Origin of the sequence: Natronobiforma cellulositropha (genome assembly GCF_025629245.1) — an archaeon.
Taxonomy (GTDB): Archaea; Halobacteriota; Halobacteria; order Halobacteriales; family Natrialbaceae; genus Natronobiforma; species Natronobiforma cellulositropha.
This window is the reverse complement of the sequence record NZ_JANZXN010000056.1, coordinates 1-20194: the sequence shown is the minus strand read 5'-3', so window position 1 is coordinate 20194 and position 20194 is coordinate 1. Positions and strand designations below refer to the sequence as shown.

Here is a 20194-nt window from a genome sequence, read left to right as displayed (position 1 = left end):
CGCCTCACGCCTCCGCCTCGCTCTCAGCTCTCCTCGACGACGAACGTCGCCGCCCGCTCCTCGCTCTCCCCGTAGCCGTACCGGATCGCCTTCGTCCGAACCGTCGTCTCCCCGGTCTCGAGGGGTATCGGTCCCGTGTAGAGCCGCCAGTGCGGGTCGTCGCCGTCCTCGAGCGTGTAGCCAACCGACGCGCCCTGCGTCGAACAGTGGACCGAAAGCGTCGCGGGCTCGGCGAGCGTCCCTCCGTCGTTCATCGTTCGCTCCTCGCGCTCTCCCGGCGCGTTCGGGACGAACGCCGGTTGCGCCGTCTGCGGCTGTTCGTCCCCCTGCCACCCCTCGAAGACCTGTCGGGCCTCCGAGCGCGCGCCGGCGTCGTCGACGCGCTCGAGCCAGTCGTCGAGCACCCCGCGCAGGCGCTCGAGATCGGCCGCGTACGACGGATCGTCCGCCAGATTCTCCGTCTCGTGGGGATCGTTCGCCCGGTCGTAGAGTTCCTCGGCGGGCCGTCTGTCGCCGACCCAGGTCTGTGCGCCGGTCAGCGCGTCCTCCGCATCCAGTCGGAGCAGGTCGGCCATCGCGGGGTGGCGGTTCCGGAACGGAATCCACAGCCGGTACGGGCGTCCCGGCTCGGCGTGGCGGACGTAGGTGAAGCGCTCGTCGCGGACCGACCGCACCACGTCGTAGGACTCGTCGTAGCGATCCCGCGTCACGAACGCGTACTCCCGTGGTCGCTCCGCCTCGGCGCTCGCCTCCGCGAGAAACGGCCGCCCATCCAGGTGACGCGGCCGCTCGAGTCCACACGCCGCGAGCATCGTCGGTCCCAGGTCGACCAGACTCACCACCCGCTCGTCGACGCTCCCGCCGTCGACGACGCCCGGCCAGCGTACGATCAGCGGGACGTTCACGCCGCCCTGATACACCCACCGCTTCGCCCGGGGCAGCCCCTCACCGTGGTCGCTCCAGAGGACGACGATAGTGTTCTCGGCGAGTCCGTCGCGCTCGAGCCGCTCGAGGAGGTCACCGACCCAGGCGTCCGAGGCCGCGACGTTGTCGTACTGGCGAGCGATCGCTCGCCGCGTCGCCTCGGTGTCGGCGAGATACGGGGGCACGTCGACGGTATCGGGATCGGTCTCGAGCGTTTCGTCCCCACCGTCGCCCGCCGTGCCGCCGGTCTCCGGCCCTCGCTGGGCTGGCTCCCACATCCCGCTCTCGTGGGTGACGAAGTTGGTGACCATCGCGAAGAAGGGCTGGCCGTCCTCGCGGGCGTCGTCCCACCAGCCCGCACCCTCGCCGTGGTGGTCCCACATGGTGAACGGCTCGCCGAACTGATAGTCGGTCTTCAGGTCGAGCGTACAGTAGTAGCCCGCCTGCCGGAAGTACTCCGTGATGCCCCGGACGTAGTGTGGCGGGACGGTCTCGTACGGCGTCGCCAGCCCTGGCGCGTCCTCGTTCGTGTGGGTCGTCCGCATGTGGTGGGTCCCGATGGCGTTCTGGTGACAGCCGGTGACGATGGCCGACCGGCTCGGCGCACAGACGGGGGCGGTGACGAACGCGTTCGGAAAGCGTCGCCCCGACGCAGCGAGACGGTCGATCTCGGGGGTTCGCGCCACCTCGTCGCCGTAACAGCCCAGCCGCGGCGAGGTGTCCTCCATCGCGATCCAGACCACGTTCGGCCGCTCGCGCTCGCTCATACGCCACGGCCACCACACAGCCGCTTAGGCTTTGGCCCCGACACCTGGCTCTCGCCTCCTCATTTTGTATCGCATCATGAAGTTTATGGGGTGACTACGGGCGTGCTGCTCACATCTCCCGCAAACTCCCTCAGAACGCTGCACTCGAGTGTCTCACGCCGGTTCTCGGCCAGCGCTGCTCGAGCGCGAGGCTACTCACCGATCTGTGAGCGTCTCCCGGCCGTCCCGACCCACTCGCGCACGGACGAGGGTAGATCGTGGTTGGCGGTCTCCGTCGGTCCACGTCTCTCGCCTGGACGGGTTCGATCAACACCATCTCGGTGTACCAACCGGGTGGCTCGTCCCCGTGTTCGGACGTCTCGCAGTGGTGGCCACTGGCCACACAGGTCACAGTGTGGCGGTGGAGGACGGAACACTGATTTTGTGCCCCCGTCGCTCGCTGTTCACCGGCTCGCTGTGCTCGAGTCGCCGACGCGGCTGAATTCGGGGCAGTGCGACGAACTCCACTGATTCGCGCTCTCTTTCTGCGTCCCACACTGCCCACTGTGAGACGCCGACGCCGGACGTGACGCTCGAGCTGTCGCTTCGAGTGGCTCGAGCCACGACCTCAGTGGGTGGGCTGGCTGCTCGAGCGCTCTCGGATTCGCCACTGGTTCACACACCAGCCGCTGAGACGGTCCCACCCACCCCCTGCTGCCCCTCTACGTACGCGTGTCGGCCGCAGCGGCCGGTTTCTGGCCGTCTCCCGTCTCTCACTGGCCGGGGCCGATAAACTATATTGTGCGATACAAAATCTGGGTGCTCGGTGACCGCACCGTTCGCACAGCCACACGCTCTTCGGCCCGTCAGCGGCTCGTACGTACGATGTCGCTCGAGAGCGCAGTTTTGACTCGAGGCACAGTGTTTATACGTGCTACCGGACTACTGAGAATAGCACCGTCTACCGACGGATCCTATGACCGCTCTGAGACGCTTTCGGATCGACTTTCACGTCCACTCGGACGACTCCTACGACGGCCACGAACCGATCGAACTGATCTTAGAACACGCCGCCGACATCGGTCTCGACGGGGTCGTCATCACCGACCACGACGAGATCGCCGAGTCCCGCCGTGCGGCGGCCATCGCCCCCGAGTACGGTCTCGTCGGCATTCCCGGCGTCGAGGTCTCGACGCGCCACGGCCACCTTCTGGCCATCGGTGTCGACGAACGCCCACAGCCGGGTCGGCCCTTCGCGGACACGGTCGAGACCGTCCGCGAACTCGGCGGTATCGCGATCGTTCCCCACCCCTTCCAGCGGAGCCGTCACGGCGTCAGAAAGCGCCACATCACCGACGCCGACGCCATCGAGGCCTACAACTCGATGCTCTTTACCGGCTACCGCAACCGCCGGGCGAAGACCTTCGCGATCCGGCGCGACTACCCGCTGATCGGTGCCAGTGACGCCCACTACCTCCCGAACGTCGGGCGCGCCTACACCGACGTGCTGGTCGAACCGAGAGCGCCCGACACCGCGAAAGCCGACATCGACGGCGAGGACCTCGTCGAGGCGATTCTCGAGGGACGCACCCAGATCCGCGGCAAACGCACGCCGGTCCGAAAGAGCACCGTCCAGTACGCGAAGGGGGCAGCCCGAAAGTCCGCCTACCTCCTGACCTCGCGCGCGCCGCTCGTTCCGACGGTCCCGGCGTCGATGGACCGACGCTGATCAGCCGAGTTGCTCGCCGACGATGGCGTCGGCACGCTCGAGGAACGCCTCTTCTTCGCCTTTCGGGACGGTCGCCCCCGCGGCGACGTCGTGGCCGCCGCCGTCGCCACCGACGGCTCTCGCGGCTTCGCCGACGACCGCCGAGAGGTCGAGACCGCGCCCGACGAGCGCGTGCGTCCCACGGGCGGAGACTTTGAGTTCGTCGTCGTTCTTCGCGGCGAACGCGAGGATCGGCTTCTCGCGGCTGATCCCACCGTTGCCGAGGGCCATCCCCGCGACGATGCCGACGATGGTCTCGCGGATCCGGTCGCCCGCGTGGAACCACTGGAGGTTGTCCTCGACGGTGACGCCCTCGCGCGTGACGAGGTCGATGCCAGCGGAGAGGTTCCGGCGGTGGTCGCGAAGCAGCGTCCGCGCGCGCTCGAGCGCACCCTCCCGGTTGCCGAGACAGACGCCGAGACCGACGTCGGCGCGCTCGTAGCGGGCGGTCGCGTTCAGCAGCGTCGAGAACTCGCTCGCGTCACGGAGTTCGCTCCCGACGGGTTCGTCGCTGAGGACGTAGGCGGTAGAGACGAGACCGTCGATCCGGCCCGCCGGAACGCCCCGCGAGACGGCGCGTCTGACGAGCGCGCTCGCGAGGACCTGTTTCTCCTCGCTCGTGAGTTCGGACCAGCAGCGCCACTCGCCGTCGCGGGTCAGCTCGAGGTCGAGTCCGTCGAGAAAGCGCAGCGCGCCGTTGGCATCGTTCGAAATTCCGGGAATCCGGACGTCCGAGGCGTACTCGAGCAGTTTCGGCAGCGGCCGGGTCTGTTTTCCGTAGAGGGAGAGGTCGGGACCGGTCTCGAGGACGCCCGCGGTCTCGCCTTCGGCGACGATGCCGGCGTTCGCGCCGTGGAGTTCGCCGCTCGAGGCCTGCATGTCGCCGACGGCACCCACGACCGCCAGCGCCGCCAGATCGCGGTTCTCGTGTTCGATTTCACACTCGCTCTCTGCGGCGAGCGCCCGCGCGAGGACGTAACTCGCGCCTGCTCCCGAGAGCTCCGACGCGCCGTTGAGACCGACCAGCAGCGGGTTGAGGTGGTACTCGGTGTCGGTCTCTGCTGGCTGGTGGTGGTCGGCGATGACGGGCGTGAACGCGCCGCGGCGCTCGTAGTCGGCGATCACGTCGAGCTGGCCGCTCCCGAAGTCAGTGAACAGGACGGTGTCGTACTCGCGGGCGGCGATGCCCGCAATCGCCGCCTCGTCGAGCTGTTTCTCGAACACCGCCTCGAAGGGAATCCCGGCGCGCTCGAGCGCCTGTGCGGCGACGGCGGCGCTCGTCAGCCCGTCGGCGTCGATGTGGGAGGCGAGCAGCACGCGGTCGGTCTCGAGCAACCGCTGTGCGCACGCGACCGCACGATCCGCGAGTTCGGGAACCGGACCGGTCATGGCTGGTGGTGGTTCGCCTTCCGGGATAAAGGTGCGCAAAGTCGGCCGGTCAGGCCGTGTACGAGGGCGCGGCCCGCTCGACGACCGCACAGAGCAACTCCTCGGCGGTCGCGTCGTCGGGGACGACGTCGACGGCGACGCCGTGGCCCTCGAGCGTCCGCCGGGTGGGCGGGCCGATCGCCCCGACGACTGCCGTCTCGAGTCCCTCGAGCGCCTCCTCGAGTATCCCGTCTTCGGCGGCGGTCTCGAGGAAGTGCTCGACGGTCAGCGAGGAGGTGAACGCGGCGGCGTCGAGGTCGCCCGCGGCGGCGCGCTCGACGCTCTCACCCGCGCCGTCGGGCCGGACGAGGCGGTAGAGCACCGTCTCGTGGAGGTACGCGCCCGCCGCCTCGAGTCCCTCGAGCAACACCGGACTGCCGTGGTCGCTGCGGGCGACTTCGACGCGCGCGCCGTCGACCTCGTGCTCGAGTTCGGCTACCAGGCCGCTCGAGGTGTACGTCTCGGGGACGACGTCGACCTCGTAGCCCGCCTCGCGGAGGCAGGCGGCGGTCGCCGGCCCGATGGCGCAGACGGTCGCCTCTCCGGGGTGCCAGCCCGCCTCGGCGACGAGTTCGACGCCGGTCTTGCTCGTCAGGATCACGTAGTCGGCGTCGGCTCTGGCCGTCTGGCCGGTTGGCTCGACCGCGAGCATCGGGTCGGCGACCGCCGTCGCACCCAGCGAGTCGAGGAGGTCGACCGCCTGCGCGAGGCGCTCGTCGTCGGGTCTGAAGACGGCGACGGTCAGGTCGCGCACGCTCACTCGCCTCCGTCCACGGGGACCTCGTTCTGGAGCACCTCGAGGACGGTCTCGCGGGTGCTGGCAACCTCGCCGATCACCGTCACCGCGGGTGGCGAAATGTCCGCCTCGTCGCGCACCTCGACGATGGTCTCGAGCGTGCCGGTCGCGACGCGCTGGTCGGGCCAGGTGCCCCGCTCGATCAGCGCGACGGGCGTCTCGGGGTCCATGCCGGTCTCGAGGAGTGCGCTCGTGTAGTCGGGGAGGCGGCCGACACCCATCAGGACGACGATGGTGCCGCCGGTCGCCGCGAGCGCCTCCCAGTCGACCGCCGACTCCTCTTTGGTCGGATCCTCGTGGCCGGTGACGAACGAGACCGAGGAGGCGTGATCGCGGTGGGTGACGGGGATGCCCGCGACGGCGGGGGCGGCGACGGCGGAGGTGACCGCCGGGACGACCTCGACCGGGACGCCGTGGGCGGCGAGGAACTCAGCCTCCTCCCCGCCGCGGCCGAAGACGAACGGGTCGCCGCCTTTGAGCCGAACCACGGTCTTTCCTTCCCGGGCGAGTTCGAGCAAACGCTCGTTGATCTCGGCCTGTGAGGTGCGCTCGCCACCGGCGCGTTTGCCGACGTCCTCGCTACGCTCGTCGGGCAGCGAGTCGATGATCTCGGGACCGGGCAGTTTGTCGTGGAGGACGACGTCACAGGTCTCGAGTAAGCGTGCGGCTTTTACCGTCAGCAGGTCGGGGTCGCCGGGACCGCTACCGACGAGGTAGACGGTGCCGACCATCTACTTACCCTCCGGTTCGTCCGGCACGTCACCATCCTCGCGAGCGGCGGCGATCAACTCGCCCGCGCCGCGCGACTCGAGGCTGTGGGCGAACTCGCGGGCGGTCTCGGCGTAGCGTTCGACCGGCAGGTCGCGCGAGGCGACGACCGACGCCTCGCCGTCGGCGTCGTACACCTGGACGCTCGTGTGGACGTACTCGCCCTGGAGGACGGCGTAGACGCCGATCGGGGCGATACAGCCGCCGCCGAGGGTCGCGAGGACCGTCCGCTCGGCGGTCGTCTCGACGCGCGTCCGCGGGTGGTCGAGCGCCCCGCGCAGGTCGCGTGCGAGTTCGCCGTCGAGGGCGGTCACCGCGAGCGCACCCTGTCCCGGTGCAGGCACGAAGTCGGCCGTCGGCAGGCGTTCGTAGTCGACCTCCTCGGCCAGGCCGCTCCGGTCGAGCCCGGCCTCGGCGAGGACGAGCGCGTCGAGGTTCGTCTCGGTCTCGCGCTCGAGCGCCCCTCGCTCGAGTGAAGAGAGCGACTCGACCCACTCGTCGACGGTGAGTGGCTCGTCCTCCTCGTCGTCGCTGTAGTCGGGCTTGTAGCCGTCTCCGGCGCTCGCGCGCCGGTCGGCCGCCGCCTCGCGACGCTCCGCGAGTCGCTCGTCCATCGTCGACGCGAGCAGTTTCTCGAGGCGGGTGTCGACGTTGCCGCGGACGGGTTCGACCGACAGGTCCGGCCGGGCGGCGAGCAGCTGGGCCCGACGGCGCAGACTCGAGGTGCCGACGGTCGCCCCCTCGGGGAGCTCCTCGAGGGTGGACCCGTCGGGAGTGACGAGGACGTCACCCGGACGGCCGCGCTCGGGGACGACGGCGGTCACGAGGTCGCTCGGCTGTTCGGTCGGCATGTCCTTCATCGAGTGGATCGCGCCGTCGACCTCCTCGGCGAGGACGCGCTCGTCGAGTTCGCGGACGAACGCCCCCGTCTTGCCGAGCCGGTGGATCAACTCGTCTCGGATCTGATCGCCGGTCGTCTCGACGGTGACGAGGTCGACCTCGTACCCACGCGCCTCGAGCGCCTCCACCACCAGGTCGGCCTGGCGTAGCGCCAGTGTCGACCCCCGCGTGGCCAGTCGGATCGTCCCGCGTGTTTTCATGTTCGGTCTTCGGGGCCTGAACTATGAAAAGCGCACGTTCTCGAGACGGGGACGTGACCCGCCCGTCGTGAGGTACTAGGGGACGCCGAGTACCCGCCGGCGCCGGTAGAGGTAGTAGGCGGCGAGTACCGGCTGTATCACCGGGAGCGAGAGGCTGAGGAAGGCGAGACCGAGGTAGGTGCCGGGATTCGGCCGCCAGGGCGTCCGCCGCGTGCTGACGTAGGCGGCGTCCTGGTGGAGCGCGATCGGAAAGGTCCCGAGCGCGATGGCACCGGTGAGACCGACTGCGGTCGCGAACAGCGTCGGCATCGCGAGCACGAACGCGACGGCCGCCGTCGCCGCGCCGGCGAGCGTCGTGGCGAGCGTGAGTGCGACGACGAACCACCAGCCGTGCCACCCCACCGGGGTGCCGAGGCGTTTGTGCCGCCGGTGGAGGTAGACGACGCCCGCTGCAGGCGCCCACACCAGCGCGAACGCGGCGTTGATCCACGGGTTCGGCCGCCAGTTCGCGACCGCACGGCTCTGGGTCCGGAGTCGCCGCGCGTCGAGAAACAGCGCGAGCGCCAGCCCCAGGGTCAACGCGGTGTAGCCGAACGCGCTGACCTGGAGGAGTCCCCACCTGAGCAGCGAGACGCCGGGCGCTGCCTCCTGGAGCACGCCCACGATACCGACGCCGATGACGGGCGGGAACAGAAAGCACAGCCGTTCGATCAGTCGCGCCGAGTCGACCTCGCCGACGCCGCGCCCGAGCAGCGAACGTCCCGCTCGTTCCATCTCTCTCGAGGTTCGACGGGGCGACAGTTACGTCTACTGTCCGATGTCCGCCACCGACGAGACCGACACCGCCGTCAGTCGTCGCTCACGATTCCCCTCGAGTGACCTCGCGGAGTGCTACCTGCGCCGCTCGCGAGGTAGACGTTCCCGTTGACCACACACTCGTCCGTCTCGACACTGACCGGGCGATACGGGCCGTAGCCGACCACCGGCGCGCCCCGCTGCCAGAGCACGTCGACCTTACAGAGGGCGAACCCGAGGACGATCGCCGCGAAGCCGACGACCGTCGCCGCGGTGATCGTCTCGCCGAGCAGCGCCCAGCCGAAGCCGGCGGCGACGACCGGCACGGCGTAGTTGACCATCGTGAGTTCGCTCGAGCCGAGGCGCTCGAGTAAGACGAAGTAGACGACGAACGCGCCCGCGGTCGCGACGACGCCGAGGTAGGCGAGCGCGCCGAGTGCGGTGAGGCTCCACTCGATACCGGCGAGTGACTCCCCCGGGTGAGCGACGCTGACCGCGTGGAGACAGAGCGCACCGACGGCCATCGCCCACGCCTGGACCGAGACGAGCGGGAGCGAGCCCGAGACGCGTTCGGCCAGTACTGTCCCCAGCGCGAACGCCACCGCCGAGGCGACCAGCAGGCCGACACCGAGGAGACTCCCGCCGAGTGAGCCACTCGAGAGCGCGACGAGGACCACACCCAGCAGGCCGACGAGGAGACCGGCGACCGCGGGTGCCCGAACCCGCACGCCCGGCACCACCGCGAGCGCCAGCGGCGGCGTCACGATGGGGACGAGGCTCAGGACGATGGCGGCGACGGCGCTCGAGACGGTCGCCTGTCCGAGGAACAACAGCGCGTAGTGTGCGCCGACGAGCACCACGCCGCCGACGGCGATCAGCGCCCAGTCACCACCCGTCTGCGGCCGCCAGGGGTGGCCGAACGCGACGACGACGGCCACGAAACACAGCGCGGCGACGTCGAAGCGCAACGCGGCGAACAGCAGCGGCGGCAGCGACTCGAGTCCGATCTCGATCGCGGTGAACGAGGTCCCCCAGACGAGCGCGAGCGCACCGAACAGCAGAACGTCTCGGGAGTCAGTCATTACACACGTCACGGGCCGGTCGCACTTTTAGGTTCTGCTTCTCGAGGGAGAGCGCTCGAGAGTGTCGAACACGCGTCGAGTGATACCGATGCACACTGGAAGAGGATACGAAACCATAGGAATACCAACCATTTTCCAGACAGCCCGTCTCGCATCACCACGTTTCGACCACCCGACAGCCAACCAGAAAGAATATGCCGGTTGCCTCTATCGAGGTGAACAGATGGCGCGTACCGCGACGGGGCGAGTGACCGGTCTCTCGAGACGGATCTTCGACAATCTCAGAGAGTGTGTTCGGATCGACGCGCGGACACTCGCCGTGTTCCGCGTCTTCATCGGTCTGCTCATCATCGCGGACGTCGCGCTTCGCTCGCGAAACTTCTCGTTTTACTATACGAACGACGGCACCGTCCCCCGTGACCTCGCGCTGGCGGTCAGGGAGGGCTTTTCCTTCTTCCACCTGACGACCGACCCGACGCTCATCGCGCTCTTGCTCGGCGTCCAGGTGCTGTTCGCCATCGGGCTGATCGTCGGCTACAAGACGCGCCTGATGATGATCGTCTCGTTCCTGTTCGTCATCTCGCTCGACCACCACAATCCGCTGGTGACGAGCTACGCGGACACCCTCTTCCGGCTGCTCACATTCTGGGCCATCTTCCTCCCGCTCGGCGAGCGCTGGTCGGTCGACGCGGTCCACCGGGACCGCCCGCCGCGTCAGTCGGTCGCCAGCGTCGCCACGGCGCTGATCCTCCTCCAGATGGTCCACATGTACTTCCTCAACGGCTACCACAAGTCCCAGAACGAGCTGTGGACCGGGGGGACGGCGACGCCGAAGATCATGGGTCTCGACGACATGACGTTCCTCCTCGCCGAGTACGTCCGGGAGTTCCCGACGTTGCTGACCCTCGGCGGCTTGCTCTGGTTCTACATGCTGCTCCTCTCGCCGCTGTTGATCCTGCTGGTCGGGCGGAAACGCCTGCCCCTGCTCGTGCTCTTCGTGGGCGGCCACGCCACCTTCGCGCTCACCGTCCGCATCGGCGCGTTCGCCTACGTCGCCCTCGCCGGTCTCACCCTCTTCGTCCAGACACAGCTCTGGGAGGACGGGCAGGCCATCTTACGCTTCCTCGACATCGACATTGCCCCGCTCGTCGCTCGGCTCGAGCGACTCGAGCGCCTCGCGGCGTACCTCCCGGCTTACCGCTTCGACTCACCGGACGTGCTCGAGGCGCGTCAGTTCGTCTACAACGCGGCGATCGTCGCCATCATCGGCGCGTTCGTCGTCTTCGCGCTCTTCTCGTACGCGCCGGTCGCGGGCTTCGACGAGCGCGAGGTCGGTCCCGAGCGAACCATCGAGGACACCGCGGCGACCTTCGGCGTCGCCCAGCCGCCGTGGGGCGTCTTCGCGCCGACCCCGCGGACGACCGACCGCTACTACGTCTTCCCCGCCGAGACCGTCGACGGCGAGCGCTTCGACGTCTACAACGACCGGGAACTCACCTTCCAGCGCCCGGCGGAACCCCTCCAGACGCAGTACGGCACCTACCGTGAGCGCTTCTACATGAACAGCGTCCGGCGTGCCGCCCAGCACGACCGCAACGACGCCCACCGCCACCTCGCCGAGCACCTCTGTGAGACCTGGGGTGAGGAACGCGGCGTCGAACTCACCCACGTCAACATGTACACGGTGACCGAACCGATCACGATGGACACCATCGACCCGCTCTCAGAGCGCGACCAGCGGGCGGCTCAGCTCTACCGTCACGGCTGCGGTGACAACGAGCCGAAGACGCTCGGCCTCCCCGATATCTGAGCGCTGTCGGCCATCGGCCGCCCGTTTCGTCACGGCCACCGGCCGCCTACTCTTCGCCTATCGCCTGCGCCCGTGCCTCGAGTTTCGTATCGGCGTCCGCGACGGCCTCGCGTAGCTCCGCTTCGTCGATGTCCCACTCGTCGCGCAGGGCCGGGTCCGCACAGTAGGCGTCAGCCTCGGCGAACAGCGTCTGCAGTATCCGGTAGGTCGCCTCGGAGAGCCCGCCGGTCTCGGTTTTGAACGTCTCGAGATACGTCTCTGTAAACGTCTCTGCGTCCAGTTCACCCGCTCGATACCTCCCGATCATGGTCCGGTACTTGGATATAATTTCTCGTTCGTTCACGAACATCGCCTCATAGTGAACCGCTGGTCGTCAGATAGTACTCCTGGTCCGGGCTGAGCTTCCAGCCGGAAAGAAACTCACCGTTCTTTTTGACGATGACGACGAGACCCGTGGTGGGATTATAGTAGTGTGTTACATTCTTCCCACGATAGGTCCCATTGATTTGCTGGGTGTTGCTGTCGTTGATATGGTCCTCGAGTGCCTGCTGAAACCGTTTTCCGTTCTTTTTACTCCAGTTTTTCGCGACACCGAAGTCTGTACCGTGTTTAATCTTGCTCTGAAGCTGTTCCTTCGGAAATGTGACGCCCAACGCGCTCATCATCCGCTGTATGTAGATGCCGGTTCCCAGACGAGTGGCGACTACCGTTTCTTCGGCCGACACTGCTCGCGTGGTTGTCTCGTCGGCTTCCCGCTCGAGGACCGGGTCGGGATCGATCACGAGCGAACTCCCTTCCTGGGGGAGCATACTGATCTGGCCACCGGTCTGCTGTCGAACGTGGGCCAGTTCGTGTGCGAGTAGGTATTTCCCCTCCGTGCTCTCGGGGTCGTACTCACCGCGGCCGAAGACCACGTGATTCCCGGCTGTGAACGCCCGTGCCTCGAGTGTGCTCGCGGCTGCCGCTGCACTCGGGCCGGTGTGCAGTCGGACGTCTCCGAACGTCGATCCCATGCGTGTTTCCATCTCCGCCCGGACATCTCCCTCGAGTGGGTGTCCCGGCTCTGAGAGCACGGTCCGAACCACGTCAGGTGTCGCCGTCGTCCCCGCTGGCCCGTGATCGGCCTGCGCCGGGATCGAACGCTGGACACTCGCGGTGTCAATCTCGACACCTGCGGCCGCACTTCGCGCTCGAGCGAGGCGGATCTCTTCGCCCGCCGGGGTGTTGAATCCGGGCTCGAGACCGCCGGTCTCGGCCCACTCGAGCACCCGCTGGTGGCCGAAACGCGCGACGAGGTCGTCGACGTGCGCGGCGTTTTCCCGAGTAGCGTACGCCGATTTTGGAAGACCCGGTACCTGTCGCTCCGGAGGCTGTCGGTGACGCGCTCTTCTCTCGTCGCTCGAGTGACTGTCAGCGCCGTCGCTCCGTCTGCGATCGTGTCTCATCGCTCTCGCCTCGACCAATCGTTCGCCATGGTGATCAGTATTAGTCATCGTCTTAGCGTCTTAGTTGTTTTCGCCAGATACGGGACCACCTGACGCTCGTCGACAGGGGAGCAAACCGTCCTCCCTGTCGGTGGGCATCGTGACGTCTCAGTCGGGAGTGACAACCCCCCGCACGGAATTCCGTGTTCGAACCTCACGTCTCCACGTTCACCACGCCGAGAATTCCCCGAGCGCCGCTACAGCGCCTCTTTGTAGGCCTCGAGCGTCTCCTCGACGTCGGCGTCGGTGTGGGCGTAGCTGACGAACTGGCTCTCGAACTGGTTCTGGCTGAGGAGGATGCCCTGTTCTTTCATCCGGCCCCAGAAGAGCCGTCGCCAGCGTTCGGTCTCGGCGCGGGTGACGTCGCCGCCGTTTTTCGGACAGTAGTCGTAGCGCGCGCAGTCGGGGTCCTGGCGACAGCCGCCGCTGCACACGCCCTCGAGACCGTTCGCACCCGGTCCCTCGCGCGTGAAGACGACTTTGAACATGTCGGCCGTGCCGACGACGGTGTAGTTCGGGGCCTGGTCGGCGACGATCTCACTGAGTCCCTCGCGCAGGCGGTCGCCGAGGGCGTGGACGTGTTCGTGGACGTCGTGTTCGGCGGCGAACTGGAGCGTCTCGAGTCCGGCGGCCATCGTGACGGGGTGGCCGGAGAAGGTGCCCGCCTGGAAGACGTCGCCGACGGGGGCGAAGTGTTCGATGATCTCGGCGCGGCCGCCGATGGCGCCGACGGGGAAGCCGCCGCCGATGATCTTCCCGAAGGTGGTCAGGTCGGGCGTGACGCCGAAGTGACTCTGAGCACAGCCGAGACCGCCGACGCGGAAGCCGGTGATGACCTCGTCGAAGACGAGCAGCGCACCGTGTTCGTCGGTGATCTCGCGGAGGAACTCGAGGTAGCCGGGGACGGGGTGGACGATGCCGTAGTTGCCGAGGATGGGTTCGGTCATCACGGCGGCGATCTCCTCGCCGTGGTCCTCGAAGAGGGCGGTCATCGCCTCGGCGTCGTTGAAGGGGACGCGGAGGGTGTGTTCGGCGAAGCTCTGAGGGATGCCTGCCGAGGAGGGACGGGGGTTCTCGGTGTCGCCCTCTACGAGCGTCGACTCCTGAGCGCCGTGGTAGCCGCCTTCCATGATGACGATCTTGTTCCGGCCGGTGTAGCCGCGGGCGAGGCGGACCGCGGAGACCGTCGCCTCGGTGCCGGAGTTGACGAAGCGGATCTTCTCGACGCTCGGGACGTGGCGGACGACGAACTCCGCGAGGTCGATCTCGACTTCGGTCGGCATGCCGTACATCGGTCCCTCGCTCGTGGTGCGCTGGATCGCCGCCTGGACGGATTCGGGCAGGTCGTGGCCGAGCAACAGCGGCCCGAGACCCATCACCCAGTCGACGAAGCGGTTGCCGTCGGCGTCGATGACGTGGCCGCCGACCCCCTTCCTGACGAACAGCGGGTAGGGTTCGACGGCCGCCCGGACCGCGGAGTTGACGCCGCCGGGCATCACCGAGAGCGCACGGTCGTACAGGGTGCGTGAGTGCTCGTGGTTCATACCGCGGCTCTTAGACAGCCGTGTTCAAAGTAGTACCGAGGTCGTCCGCTCGAGTGGTCGGCCGGTGCGAGCACGCTCGAGCCATCGCTCGCGGTGACGGAGATCGCTTCGAAGAGAGAGCGCTCGAGAAAAACGCGTGTGTCGACCGTCGCCCGCGAGGGGGCGAGCCGGGTTCACACAGCGGATGCGAGCGAGATCAGACCGCGTCCGTGCCGCTCTTGCCGGTGCGGACCTGGTAGGCACCGTCGACCGGGAGGACGAAGATCTTGCCGTCGCCGGGTTCGCCGGTGTTGGCGGCGTCGCGGATCGCGTCGACGACGTCTTCGGCGGGGATGTCGGCGACGACGCAGTCGATCTTGACCTTCTGGTGGAGGTCGACGGTGTACTCCTCACCGCGCCACTGGCCTTTCTTCGCGGGCTGGGAGCCACGGCCGGAGACGTTGGTGACGGTGAGCGAGGGCGCGCCGGTTTCGGCGAGTGCGCGCTTGACCGCGCCGAGGCGGTCGGGGCGGATGATCGCGGTGACCATCTTGAGTTCGGCCTCGCTCTCGCCGCCGTCGGTGCGGATCTCGCGTCCGCCGTCGGAGACGATGTCGGTCTGGCCGAACTCGGGGTAGGTGTCGACGCCGTGTTCGGCGACGTCGAGACCGTCGTGTTCGTGTTCGGGTGTGACGCGTGCCTGACCGATGGCCTTGAACGCGCCCCAGACGGCGGCGGTCGCGAGCACCGTCCAGACCGTGATCACGGCGACGCCGACGATCTGTGGGACGAACTGTCCGGCTTCGATCGAGAAGACGCCGCCGGCGACGAGACCGCCACCGACGACGGTTCCGTTGACGGACCACAGCGGGTAGATGATGAGACCGAGCATGCCTGCGCTCCCGTGGACCGGGAACACCGCACAGACGTCGTCGATCTTGAGGTACTTCTCGACGAACGTGAACACGATCGGCAGCTGTGCACCGGCCAGCAGTCCGATCGCGATCGCACCCATCGGCGTGATGAGGTTGGTCGGGCCGGTGACGCCGACGAGACCGGCGAGCATGCCGTTGGCGACGTACAGGGTGTCGACCTTCCCGTTCATCCACCACGAGACGCCGCCTGCACCGATCGCCCCGAGACCCATCCCGAGGGCGGTGACGGCGGCGACGCGGCCGACGACGGTGAAGTCACCGAGCATGACACTGCCACCGTCGTAGCTGACGACGGTTGCGGCCGTCCCGACGTTGAAGCCGAACCAGCCGAAACAGAGGATCAGCGTCCCGAGGACGGCGAAGGTCATCGAGTGGCCGGGGATGACGTTCGCCGAGCCGTCCTCGTTGAAGCGCCCGATCCGCGCGCCGATGATCCAAGCGGCGGTCAGGCCAGCGATACCGCCGACGCCGTGGACGACCATCCCGCCCGCGAAGTCCTCGAAGCCCATGGCGGCGAGGATTGGTGGGTCACCACCGTACCAGACCATCGCGGCGACGACCGGGTAGATCAGCGCGGCGAGCAAGAACGTGTACCCGATGTACGCGCGGAGTTTCGCACGTCCCGCCACCGCACCGGAGACGATGGTGGCGGCGGTCATCGCGAAGACGGCGCTGAACAGCCACTCGGTCATCCCGATGCTCGGGTCCGCGCCGAACATCGTCCAGGAACCGGTCTCCCCACCACCGAGTAGGGCACCGACGTTGTTCGACAGCCCCATCCCGATGACGAAGAAGACGAGGATGCCGACCGCCCAGGTCAGCATGTTCTTCGTCAGCTGGTTCGCGACGTTCTTCGAGCGGACCTGCCCCGCCTCGAGCATCGCGAAGCCCGCGTGCATGAAGAAGATCAGGAAGGTGACGGTCAGCCACCAGGTCATGTTGATGCCGTTGACCAGGGCCTCGAGGTCGGCCTCGGTCGCCTGCAACACGGCGGTCTCGATCATTCGGCCGACACCTCCGTACTCGTTTCACTCGTAACGCGATTCCCCCTACGAACGTCCACTGTGGGACGCTGTTGACTTGTGATTGTCATCCAATTCACGTTCGAGTACGAGCGTTCAGTTCCATATAAGGGTTAGCGTTGACAAACGGCTGGTTGTGGGTGTCTACGAGGGACGATCGAACGAATATAAGGCATCCTTTGTTTGTATAAGGGCATCGATCACACAGGTGGTTTACGACCGGCGCTTATACATTGGACGAACGTAGACCACCGTTCCGGCCTGTGGGGAGAAATACCGCCGTCCTGGCGCGGGAACCGGACGACTGTTGCTCGCGCGCGGCAGATATTGTCACCGTCTCCCTCGAGCGGCCGTCCGAGTGGACGAACGGCCAACCCGGCCGCCGCTCGTAGCGCTCGTGTGTGACGATTCGACACCCGGCGTCGCGTTCGGACTCGAGGGGGTGCTCAGCCGTGGCCGAGGTCGGCCGCGATTTGTTCTGCGAAGTAGGTCAGAATGAGGTCCGCACCCGCGCGCTTGATCGAGAGGAGCGACTCGTGGGCGACTGCCTCCAGATCCAGCCAGCCCTTCTCCGCGGCGGCGTGGAGCATGGCGTACTCGCCGGAGACGTTGTAGGCCGCGATGGGGTGGTCGAACTCCCGACGCAGCGCGGCGACGATGTCGAGGTAGGGCAGGGCGGGTTTGACCATCAGCACGTCCGCACCCTGCTCGACGTCGAGGCGGACTTCCCGGAGCGCCTCGCGCGCGTTCGCGGGGTCCATCTGGTAGTGGCGGCGGTTGCCGAAGGCGGGTGCGCCGTCGGCGGCGTCGCGAAACGGCCCGTAGAAGGCGCTCTCGTACTTCGCGGCGTAGCTCATGATCGGCAGGTGCTCGAACCCCTCGCGGTCCAGCGCCGACCGCATCGCCCCCACCATTCCGTCCATCATCCCGCTCGGCGCGAGCATATCCGCACCCGCGCGTGCGTGCGAGACGGCGATCCGCTCGAGGCGCTCGAGCGTCGCGTCGTTGTCGACGGTGAGCGTCGCGTGGCTGTGGCCCTCGCCGAGTCCGTCCTCGAGCGGGCCGCAGTGGCCGTGGTCGGTGTACTCACACAGACAGACGTCGGTGAGGACGTAGGCGTCGGTCTCCGTGGTGATGCGGCGGGTCGCCTCCTGGATCACGCCGTCCTCGGCCCAGGCGCGGGTCCCCTCGGCGTCTTTCGACTCGGGAATGCCGAAGAGCATGACGGCCTCGACGCCGGTCTCGAGGACCTCCTCGACGCGGGCGACCGCCTCGGCGAGCGGGACGCGCTCCTGGCCGGGCATCGACTCGATGGGGATGCGCTCGTCGGCCGTCGCGTCGACGAAGACGGGAGCGATGAGGTCCGAGGGCTCGAGGCTGGTTTCGCTGACCAGTCCCCGGATGCGGTCCTGTCGGAGGCGACGCGGCCGGTGGGTGAGCGAGTAGTCGTCCATACACCCGTATTCGTCAGCGGGACGAAAAGCGCCTCGCACGCTCGGCGTCCGAGCCAGTAGAAACGTTTACTTCTCTACTGAGTGTATCTGTATCTATGTCGACCTCCGTGAAGATGGACGAACAGACGAAAGACCGCATCGAACGCCTCCAAGCAGAAATCAAACTCGAGACCGGACGAAAGGTGACGCAACAGGAGATATTAAAACAGCTCGTCGATACAGCATACGACTCGCACTCGTCGTTCATCGATTCGTTTCGCGAGGAGTGGGACGGGCTCTCCGAAGACGAGATCGAGCAGTTTCTCTCGGGGACCGTCGCATCCGGAAACCCTGTGACTGAAGACGAGATCGACGAGGCGCTGTACGGCTCTGAACTCGAATGAGCCTCTTCATCGACACGAACGTCTTCTACGCGCACCACGACGAAGATGCACCACGACACCGTATCGCCACCGACGCGTTCGAGACGATCACGACCGGCGAATACGGCCGTCTCTTCACCAGTGAGTACGTCTACGACGAAACCGTCACCTTGGTTCGTCAACGGACGGGACGAATCGAACCGGCGATACGGGTTGGGGAACGGATCCGTGGTGTCGAACCGTTCCCGCGCGTATTCGATCTCCTGTACGTGACTGAACCGGTCTTCAGCCGTACAGTCGACACCTTCGAACGATACGACGATCAATCGCTCAGTTTCACGGATGCAACTATCGTCACACTCGTCGATCACTACGACATCGACGCCGTCCTCAGTTTCGACGACGATTTCGACGGGGTCGTCGACCGGATCGATCCCGCAATCATCTGATTTACTCGCACTCGTGGCCGGGCATCGACTCGATGGGGAGGCGCTCGTCGGCGGCCGCGTCGACGAAGATCAGGGCGATGCGGTCCGAGGGCTCGAGGCTGGTTCGGCCGTGACAAATAGTCTCTATCGCAATCCAGAACTTTACAATATCGAGTCCAATCTTTCTGACCAGTGTATTTTACCGAGGAGTCTAGTTAGTCATTCGTCGATACACTCGCCGGATAGTTGGCCACCCCGCATCATCGTTCTCTACCTGCAGCGATGTCTGGAGGGCAATATAAAATACAATTGCCAGCAATCCGAACGCGAGTGCTGGCATTACTGATGGGTTTAAGGAGGCCTCAAACACTCCATCAGTAATCTGGAGGCCACTCATCCACTCGAGGACATAGAGGCTGGCGATGGTTCCAGCGAACAGCATCGTGAACGTCGTCAAGCGGTTGATCCGTATCACAGTTTCACCCATCGGTTCCTCGAGCTTAGATGGGGCTCCTGCTAAGTCACTTGGTACTGGCCAACGTGATCGCGGATTATTGAGCCAGTAGATTTTGGTCTGTTTCCCGGCGTCCGCGCTCAATAATACTCCCCGATCTACCAGGGAATTCAGTCGCTTCCGAGCACCCTCGTCGCTGAGATCAGACATCTCGGCAACAGCTGATTTGCTCAGAAACGGTTTGTTTGCTCGTACGAAACACTTCAAGAGAGCCTCATCAGGAACTTGAACAGTTGTAACGTCAAGCAGGACCTCACGTTCGATAAACTCCGGCAGTTTGGTACCAGTCATGATCCATGAACCATCAGTACTACTATCATCTTGAGTGATTCGCTGAGTCGTCGGGTGCCAACCACGGATTTGTGGTTACCAACTGGCCACTCAGAGGAAGTATAATTCACAAGCTCAAGACTCTATGATCTGTGCGACGAAAACTCGGCAGCGAATTCAATTGGGTTCCGCTCATTCCAGTTGGGGCTTCCAAGGGTGAACCTGGAACTGGATTGGGTGAAACGTCAACAGAGATTTCGATCTGGACTCAATCAGATCACTCCCTTGTCCGTAACACTGGTGCTCGTTTCGATGTGCTTCCCGAATCCTCGCTGTATGAATTTCCGTCTCACGTTGATAGAGAAGCAAATGCTTTGAGCAGATCAAAAATATAATAGATGAAACTAAAAGACATCCATGTCCAAGTTGAAGAGAGCGAATACAAACCGTGGCAAGTCTACTTTCTCGTTGTCTCTGTCCTCACTACTTTTGGTCTCTACTTTGAGATCAGAACTGTTAGTTCAATTCTACAACTTATGGAGGGGGCCTTATCAGGATGGGGCTGGGTAGTTATACTTGGAATTCAAGGTGTTCTGATTGGGTTTGTAGCGGAACTTCTGTACGACCAGGGCGATGAGTATGCCAAGTCCGCCAGCCACCTGTTTGGATCGAAAGACCGGACACTATTCTTCCGGATAGGCGTGATGACTATGATCTCTGGAATTATCACGAAGATCGTGCCTCCCCTTCTTGAAAATTCAACGGAGTATCTTGTTCTCCAGACGGCAGGGGCAGTTGTCGTACTTGGAATCTTGTTAATTCATCAAGGGATAAGTGATTGGAATGTGAGAACTGAGTGGCCAGCAATTGCTGCAGGGACGGCCTTGTTTAGACGCCTGAATTCATGGGTTTGAGCGGTCGAGCGCGAGTTCGATGTTTCTGACGGCGCACTTGAGGACGAGTTCGCGGAATTGTCCAAACCAGG

General features: G+C 65.7%; 18 protein-coding genes. 5 read left to right on the top strand and 13 right to left on the bottom strand.

Annotation, left to right across the window (positions count from 1 at the left end; genetic code table 11):
• Positions 1-23 precede the first annotated feature (23 nt).
• The gene (locus tag N0B15_RS16320; RefSeq protein ID WP_263020772.1) at positions 24-1691 is read right to left on the bottom strand and encodes a sulfatase family protein; all 1668 of its coding nucleotides are present in this window, start codon (positions 1689-1691) and stop codon (positions 24-26) included.
• A 955-nt stretch (positions 1692-2646) separates the two neighbouring features.
• Between N0B15_RS16320 and N0B15_RS16315 the strand changes: the two genes are divergently transcribed.
• Positions 2647-3399 (top strand): PHP domain-containing protein, encoded by a 753-nt coding sequence (locus N0B15_RS16315; protein WP_263020771.1) that lies wholly within the window; start codon positions 2647-2649, stop codon positions 3397-3399.
• Here the strand turns inward: N0B15_RS16315 and recJ are convergent, their stop codons facing one another.
• From recJ to N0B15_RS16285, 6 genes are all read right to left on the bottom strand, one after another.
• The gene (gene recJ, locus N0B15_RS16310; RefSeq protein WP_263020770.1) at positions 3400-4827 is read right to left on the bottom strand and encodes a RecJ family nuclease; all 1428 of its coding nucleotides are present in this window, start codon (positions 4825-4827) and stop codon (positions 3400-3402) included.
• A 49-nt stretch (positions 4828-4876) separates the two neighbouring features.
• Positions 4877-5620, bottom strand: a complete 744-nt coding sequence (locus N0B15_RS16305; RefSeq protein ID WP_263020782.1) for a uroporphyrinogen-III synthase — start codon at positions 5618-5620, stop codon at positions 4877-4879.
• Between the two features lie 2 nt (positions 5621-5622).
• Positions 5623-6393 (bottom strand): uroporphyrinogen-III C-methyltransferase, encoded by a 771-nt coding sequence (cobA, locus tag N0B15_RS16300; RefSeq protein ID WP_263020769.1) that lies wholly within the window; start codon positions 6391-6393, stop codon positions 5623-5625.
• Positions 6394-7530 (bottom strand): hydroxymethylbilane synthase, encoded by a 1137-nt coding sequence (gene hemC / locus N0B15_RS16295; protein WP_263020768.1) that lies wholly within the window; start codon positions 7528-7530, stop codon positions 6394-6396.
• Positions 7531-7605: 75 nt separating this feature from the next.
• Positions 7606-8304: a hypothetical protein gene (locus N0B15_RS16290; protein WP_263020767.1), complete on the bottom strand. Its 699-nt coding sequence runs from the start codon at positions 8302-8304 to the stop codon at positions 7606-7608.
• Between the two features lie 74 nt (positions 8305-8378).
• Positions 8379-9407, bottom strand: coding sequence for a DMT family transporter (locus tag N0B15_RS16285; RefSeq protein WP_263020766.1), 1029 nt, complete (start codon positions 9405-9407; stop codon positions 8379-8381).
• Positions 9408-9630: 223 nt separating this feature from the next.
• On the opposite strand from N0B15_RS16285, the gene N0B15_RS16280 reads away from it, so the two are divergent.
• Positions 9631-11217: an HTTM domain-containing protein gene (locus tag N0B15_RS16280; RefSeq protein ID WP_263020765.1), complete on the top strand. Its 1587-nt coding sequence runs from the start codon at positions 9631-9633 to the stop codon at positions 11215-11217.
• Between the two features lie 46 nt (positions 11218-11263).
• On the opposite strand, the gene N0B15_RS16275 is transcribed toward N0B15_RS16280, so the two are convergent.
• The 5 genes from N0B15_RS16275 to hemB form a co-directional block, all read right to left on the bottom strand.
• Complete coding sequence (locus N0B15_RS16275) at positions 11264-11566, bottom strand: colicin immunity domain-containing protein (RefSeq protein WP_425494246.1); 303 nt, start codon at positions 11564-11566, stop codon at positions 11264-11266.
• A gap of 4 nt (positions 11567-11570) precedes the next feature.
• Positions 11571-12662 (bottom strand): eCIS core domain-containing protein, encoded by a 1092-nt coding sequence (locus tag N0B15_RS16270; protein ID WP_263020763.1) that lies wholly within the window; start codon positions 12660-12662, stop codon positions 11571-11573.
• Positions 12663-12898: 236 nt separating this feature from the next.
• Positions 12899-14245, bottom strand: coding sequence for a glutamate-1-semialdehyde 2,1-aminomutase (gene hemL / locus N0B15_RS16265; RefSeq protein WP_263020762.1), 1347 nt, complete (start codon positions 14243-14245; stop codon positions 12899-12901).
• Positions 14246-14441: 196 nt separating this feature from the next.
• Positions 14442-16163 carry an ammonium transporter gene (locus N0B15_RS16260; RefSeq protein ID WP_263020761.1) on the bottom strand — a complete coding sequence of 574 codons (1722 nt, stop codon included), beginning with the start codon at positions 16161-16163 and terminating at the stop codon, positions 14442-14444.
• 464 nt (positions 16164-16627) lie between these two features.
• Positions 16628-17635, bottom strand: coding sequence for a porphobilinogen synthase (gene hemB / locus N0B15_RS16255; protein WP_263020760.1), 1008 nt, complete (start codon positions 17633-17635; stop codon positions 16628-16630).
• Between the two features lie 95 nt (positions 17636-17730).
• Here hemB and N0B15_RS16250 point away from each other — a divergent pair, with 95 nt between their 5' ends.
• Positions 17731-18018, top strand: coding sequence for a hypothetical protein (locus N0B15_RS16250; protein ID WP_263020759.1), 288 nt, complete (start codon positions 17731-17733; stop codon positions 18016-18018).
• Positions 18015-18446, top strand: a complete 432-nt coding sequence (locus N0B15_RS16245) for a type II toxin-antitoxin system VapC family toxin (protein WP_263020758.1) — start codon at positions 18015-18017, stop codon at positions 18444-18446. The genes N0B15_RS16250 and N0B15_RS16245 overlap by 4 nt, the downstream gene beginning before the upstream one ends.
• Positions 18447-18636: 190 nt before the next feature.
• Here the strand turns inward: N0B15_RS16245 and N0B15_RS16240 are convergent, their stop codons facing one another.
• Entirely contained in the window at positions 18637-19230 is a 594-nt protein-coding gene (locus N0B15_RS16240) for a hypothetical protein (RefSeq protein WP_263020757.1), read from the bottom strand.
• A gap of 377 nt (positions 19231-19607) precedes the next feature.
• Between N0B15_RS16240 and N0B15_RS16235 the strand changes: the two genes are divergently transcribed.
• Complete coding sequence (locus N0B15_RS16235) at positions 19608-20123, top strand: hypothetical protein (protein ID WP_263020756.1); 516 nt, start codon at positions 19608-19610, stop codon at positions 20121-20123.
• Positions 20124-20194 lie beyond the last annotated feature (71 nt).

Excerpts from the sequence above, each read along its gene's own strand:
- N0B15_RS16245 (WP_263020758.1), top strand. The coding sequence starts at position 18,015 with ATGAGCCTCTTCATCGACACGAACGTCTTCTACGCGCACCACGACGAA.
- N0B15_RS16320 (WP_263020772.1), bottom strand. The coding sequence starts at position 1,691 with ATGAGCGAGCGCGAGCGGCCGAACGTGGTCTGGATCGCGATGGAGGAC.
- N0B15_RS16315 (WP_263020771.1), top strand. The coding sequence starts at position 2,647 with ATGACCGCTCTGAGACGCTTTCGGATCGACTTTCACGTCCACTCGGAC.
- hemL (WP_263020762.1), bottom strand. The coding sequence starts at position 14,245 with ATGAACCACGAGCACTCACGCACCCTGTACGACCGTGCGCTCTCGGTG.
- recJ (WP_263020770.1), bottom strand. The coding sequence starts at position 4,827 with ATGACCGGTCCGGTTCCCGAACTCGCGGATCGTGCGGTCGCGTGCGCA.
- cobA (WP_263020769.1), bottom strand. The coding sequence starts at position 6,393 with ATGGTCGGCACCGTCTACCTCGTCGGTAGCGGTCCCGGCGACCCCGAC.
- N0B15_RS16235 (WP_263020756.1), top strand. The coding sequence starts at position 19,608 with ATGAAACTAAAAGACATCCATGTCCAAGTTGAAGAGAGCGAATACAAA.
- N0B15_RS16280 (WP_263020765.1), top strand. The coding sequence starts at position 9,631 with ATGGCGCGTACCGCGACGGGGCGAGTGACCGGTCTCTCGAGACGGATC.
- N0B15_RS16270 (WP_263020763.1), bottom strand. The coding sequence starts at position 12,662 with ATGAGACACGATCGCAGACGGAGCGACGGCGCTGACAGTCACTCGAGC.
- N0B15_RS16290 (WP_263020767.1), bottom strand. The coding sequence starts at position 8,304 with ATGGAACGAGCGGGACGTTCGCTGCTCGGGCGCGGCGTCGGCGAGGTC.
- N0B15_RS16285 (WP_263020766.1), bottom strand. The coding sequence starts at position 9,407 with ATGACTGACTCCCGAGACGTTCTGCTGTTCGGTGCGCTCGCGCTCGTC.
- N0B15_RS16260 (WP_263020761.1), bottom strand. The coding sequence starts at position 16,163 with ATGATCGAGACCGCCGTGTTGCAGGCGACCGAGGCCGACCTCGAGGCC.
- N0B15_RS16250 (WP_263020759.1), top strand. The coding sequence starts at position 17,731 with ATGTCGACCTCCGTGAAGATGGACGAACAGACGAAAGACCGCATCGAA.
- hemC (WP_263020768.1), bottom strand. The coding sequence starts at position 7,530 with ATGAAAACACGCGGGACGATCCGACTGGCCACGCGGGGGTCGACACTG.
- hemB (WP_263020760.1), bottom strand. The coding sequence starts at position 17,635 with ATGGACGACTACTCGCTCACCCACCGGCCGCGTCGCCTCCGACAGGAC.
- N0B15_RS16275 (WP_425494246.1), bottom strand. The coding sequence starts at position 11,566 with ATGTTCGTGAACGAACGAGAAATTATATCCAAGTACCGGACCATGATC.
- N0B15_RS16240 (WP_263020757.1), bottom strand. The coding sequence starts at position 19,230 with ATGACTGGTACCAAACTGCCGGAGTTTATCGAACGTGAGGTCCTGCTT.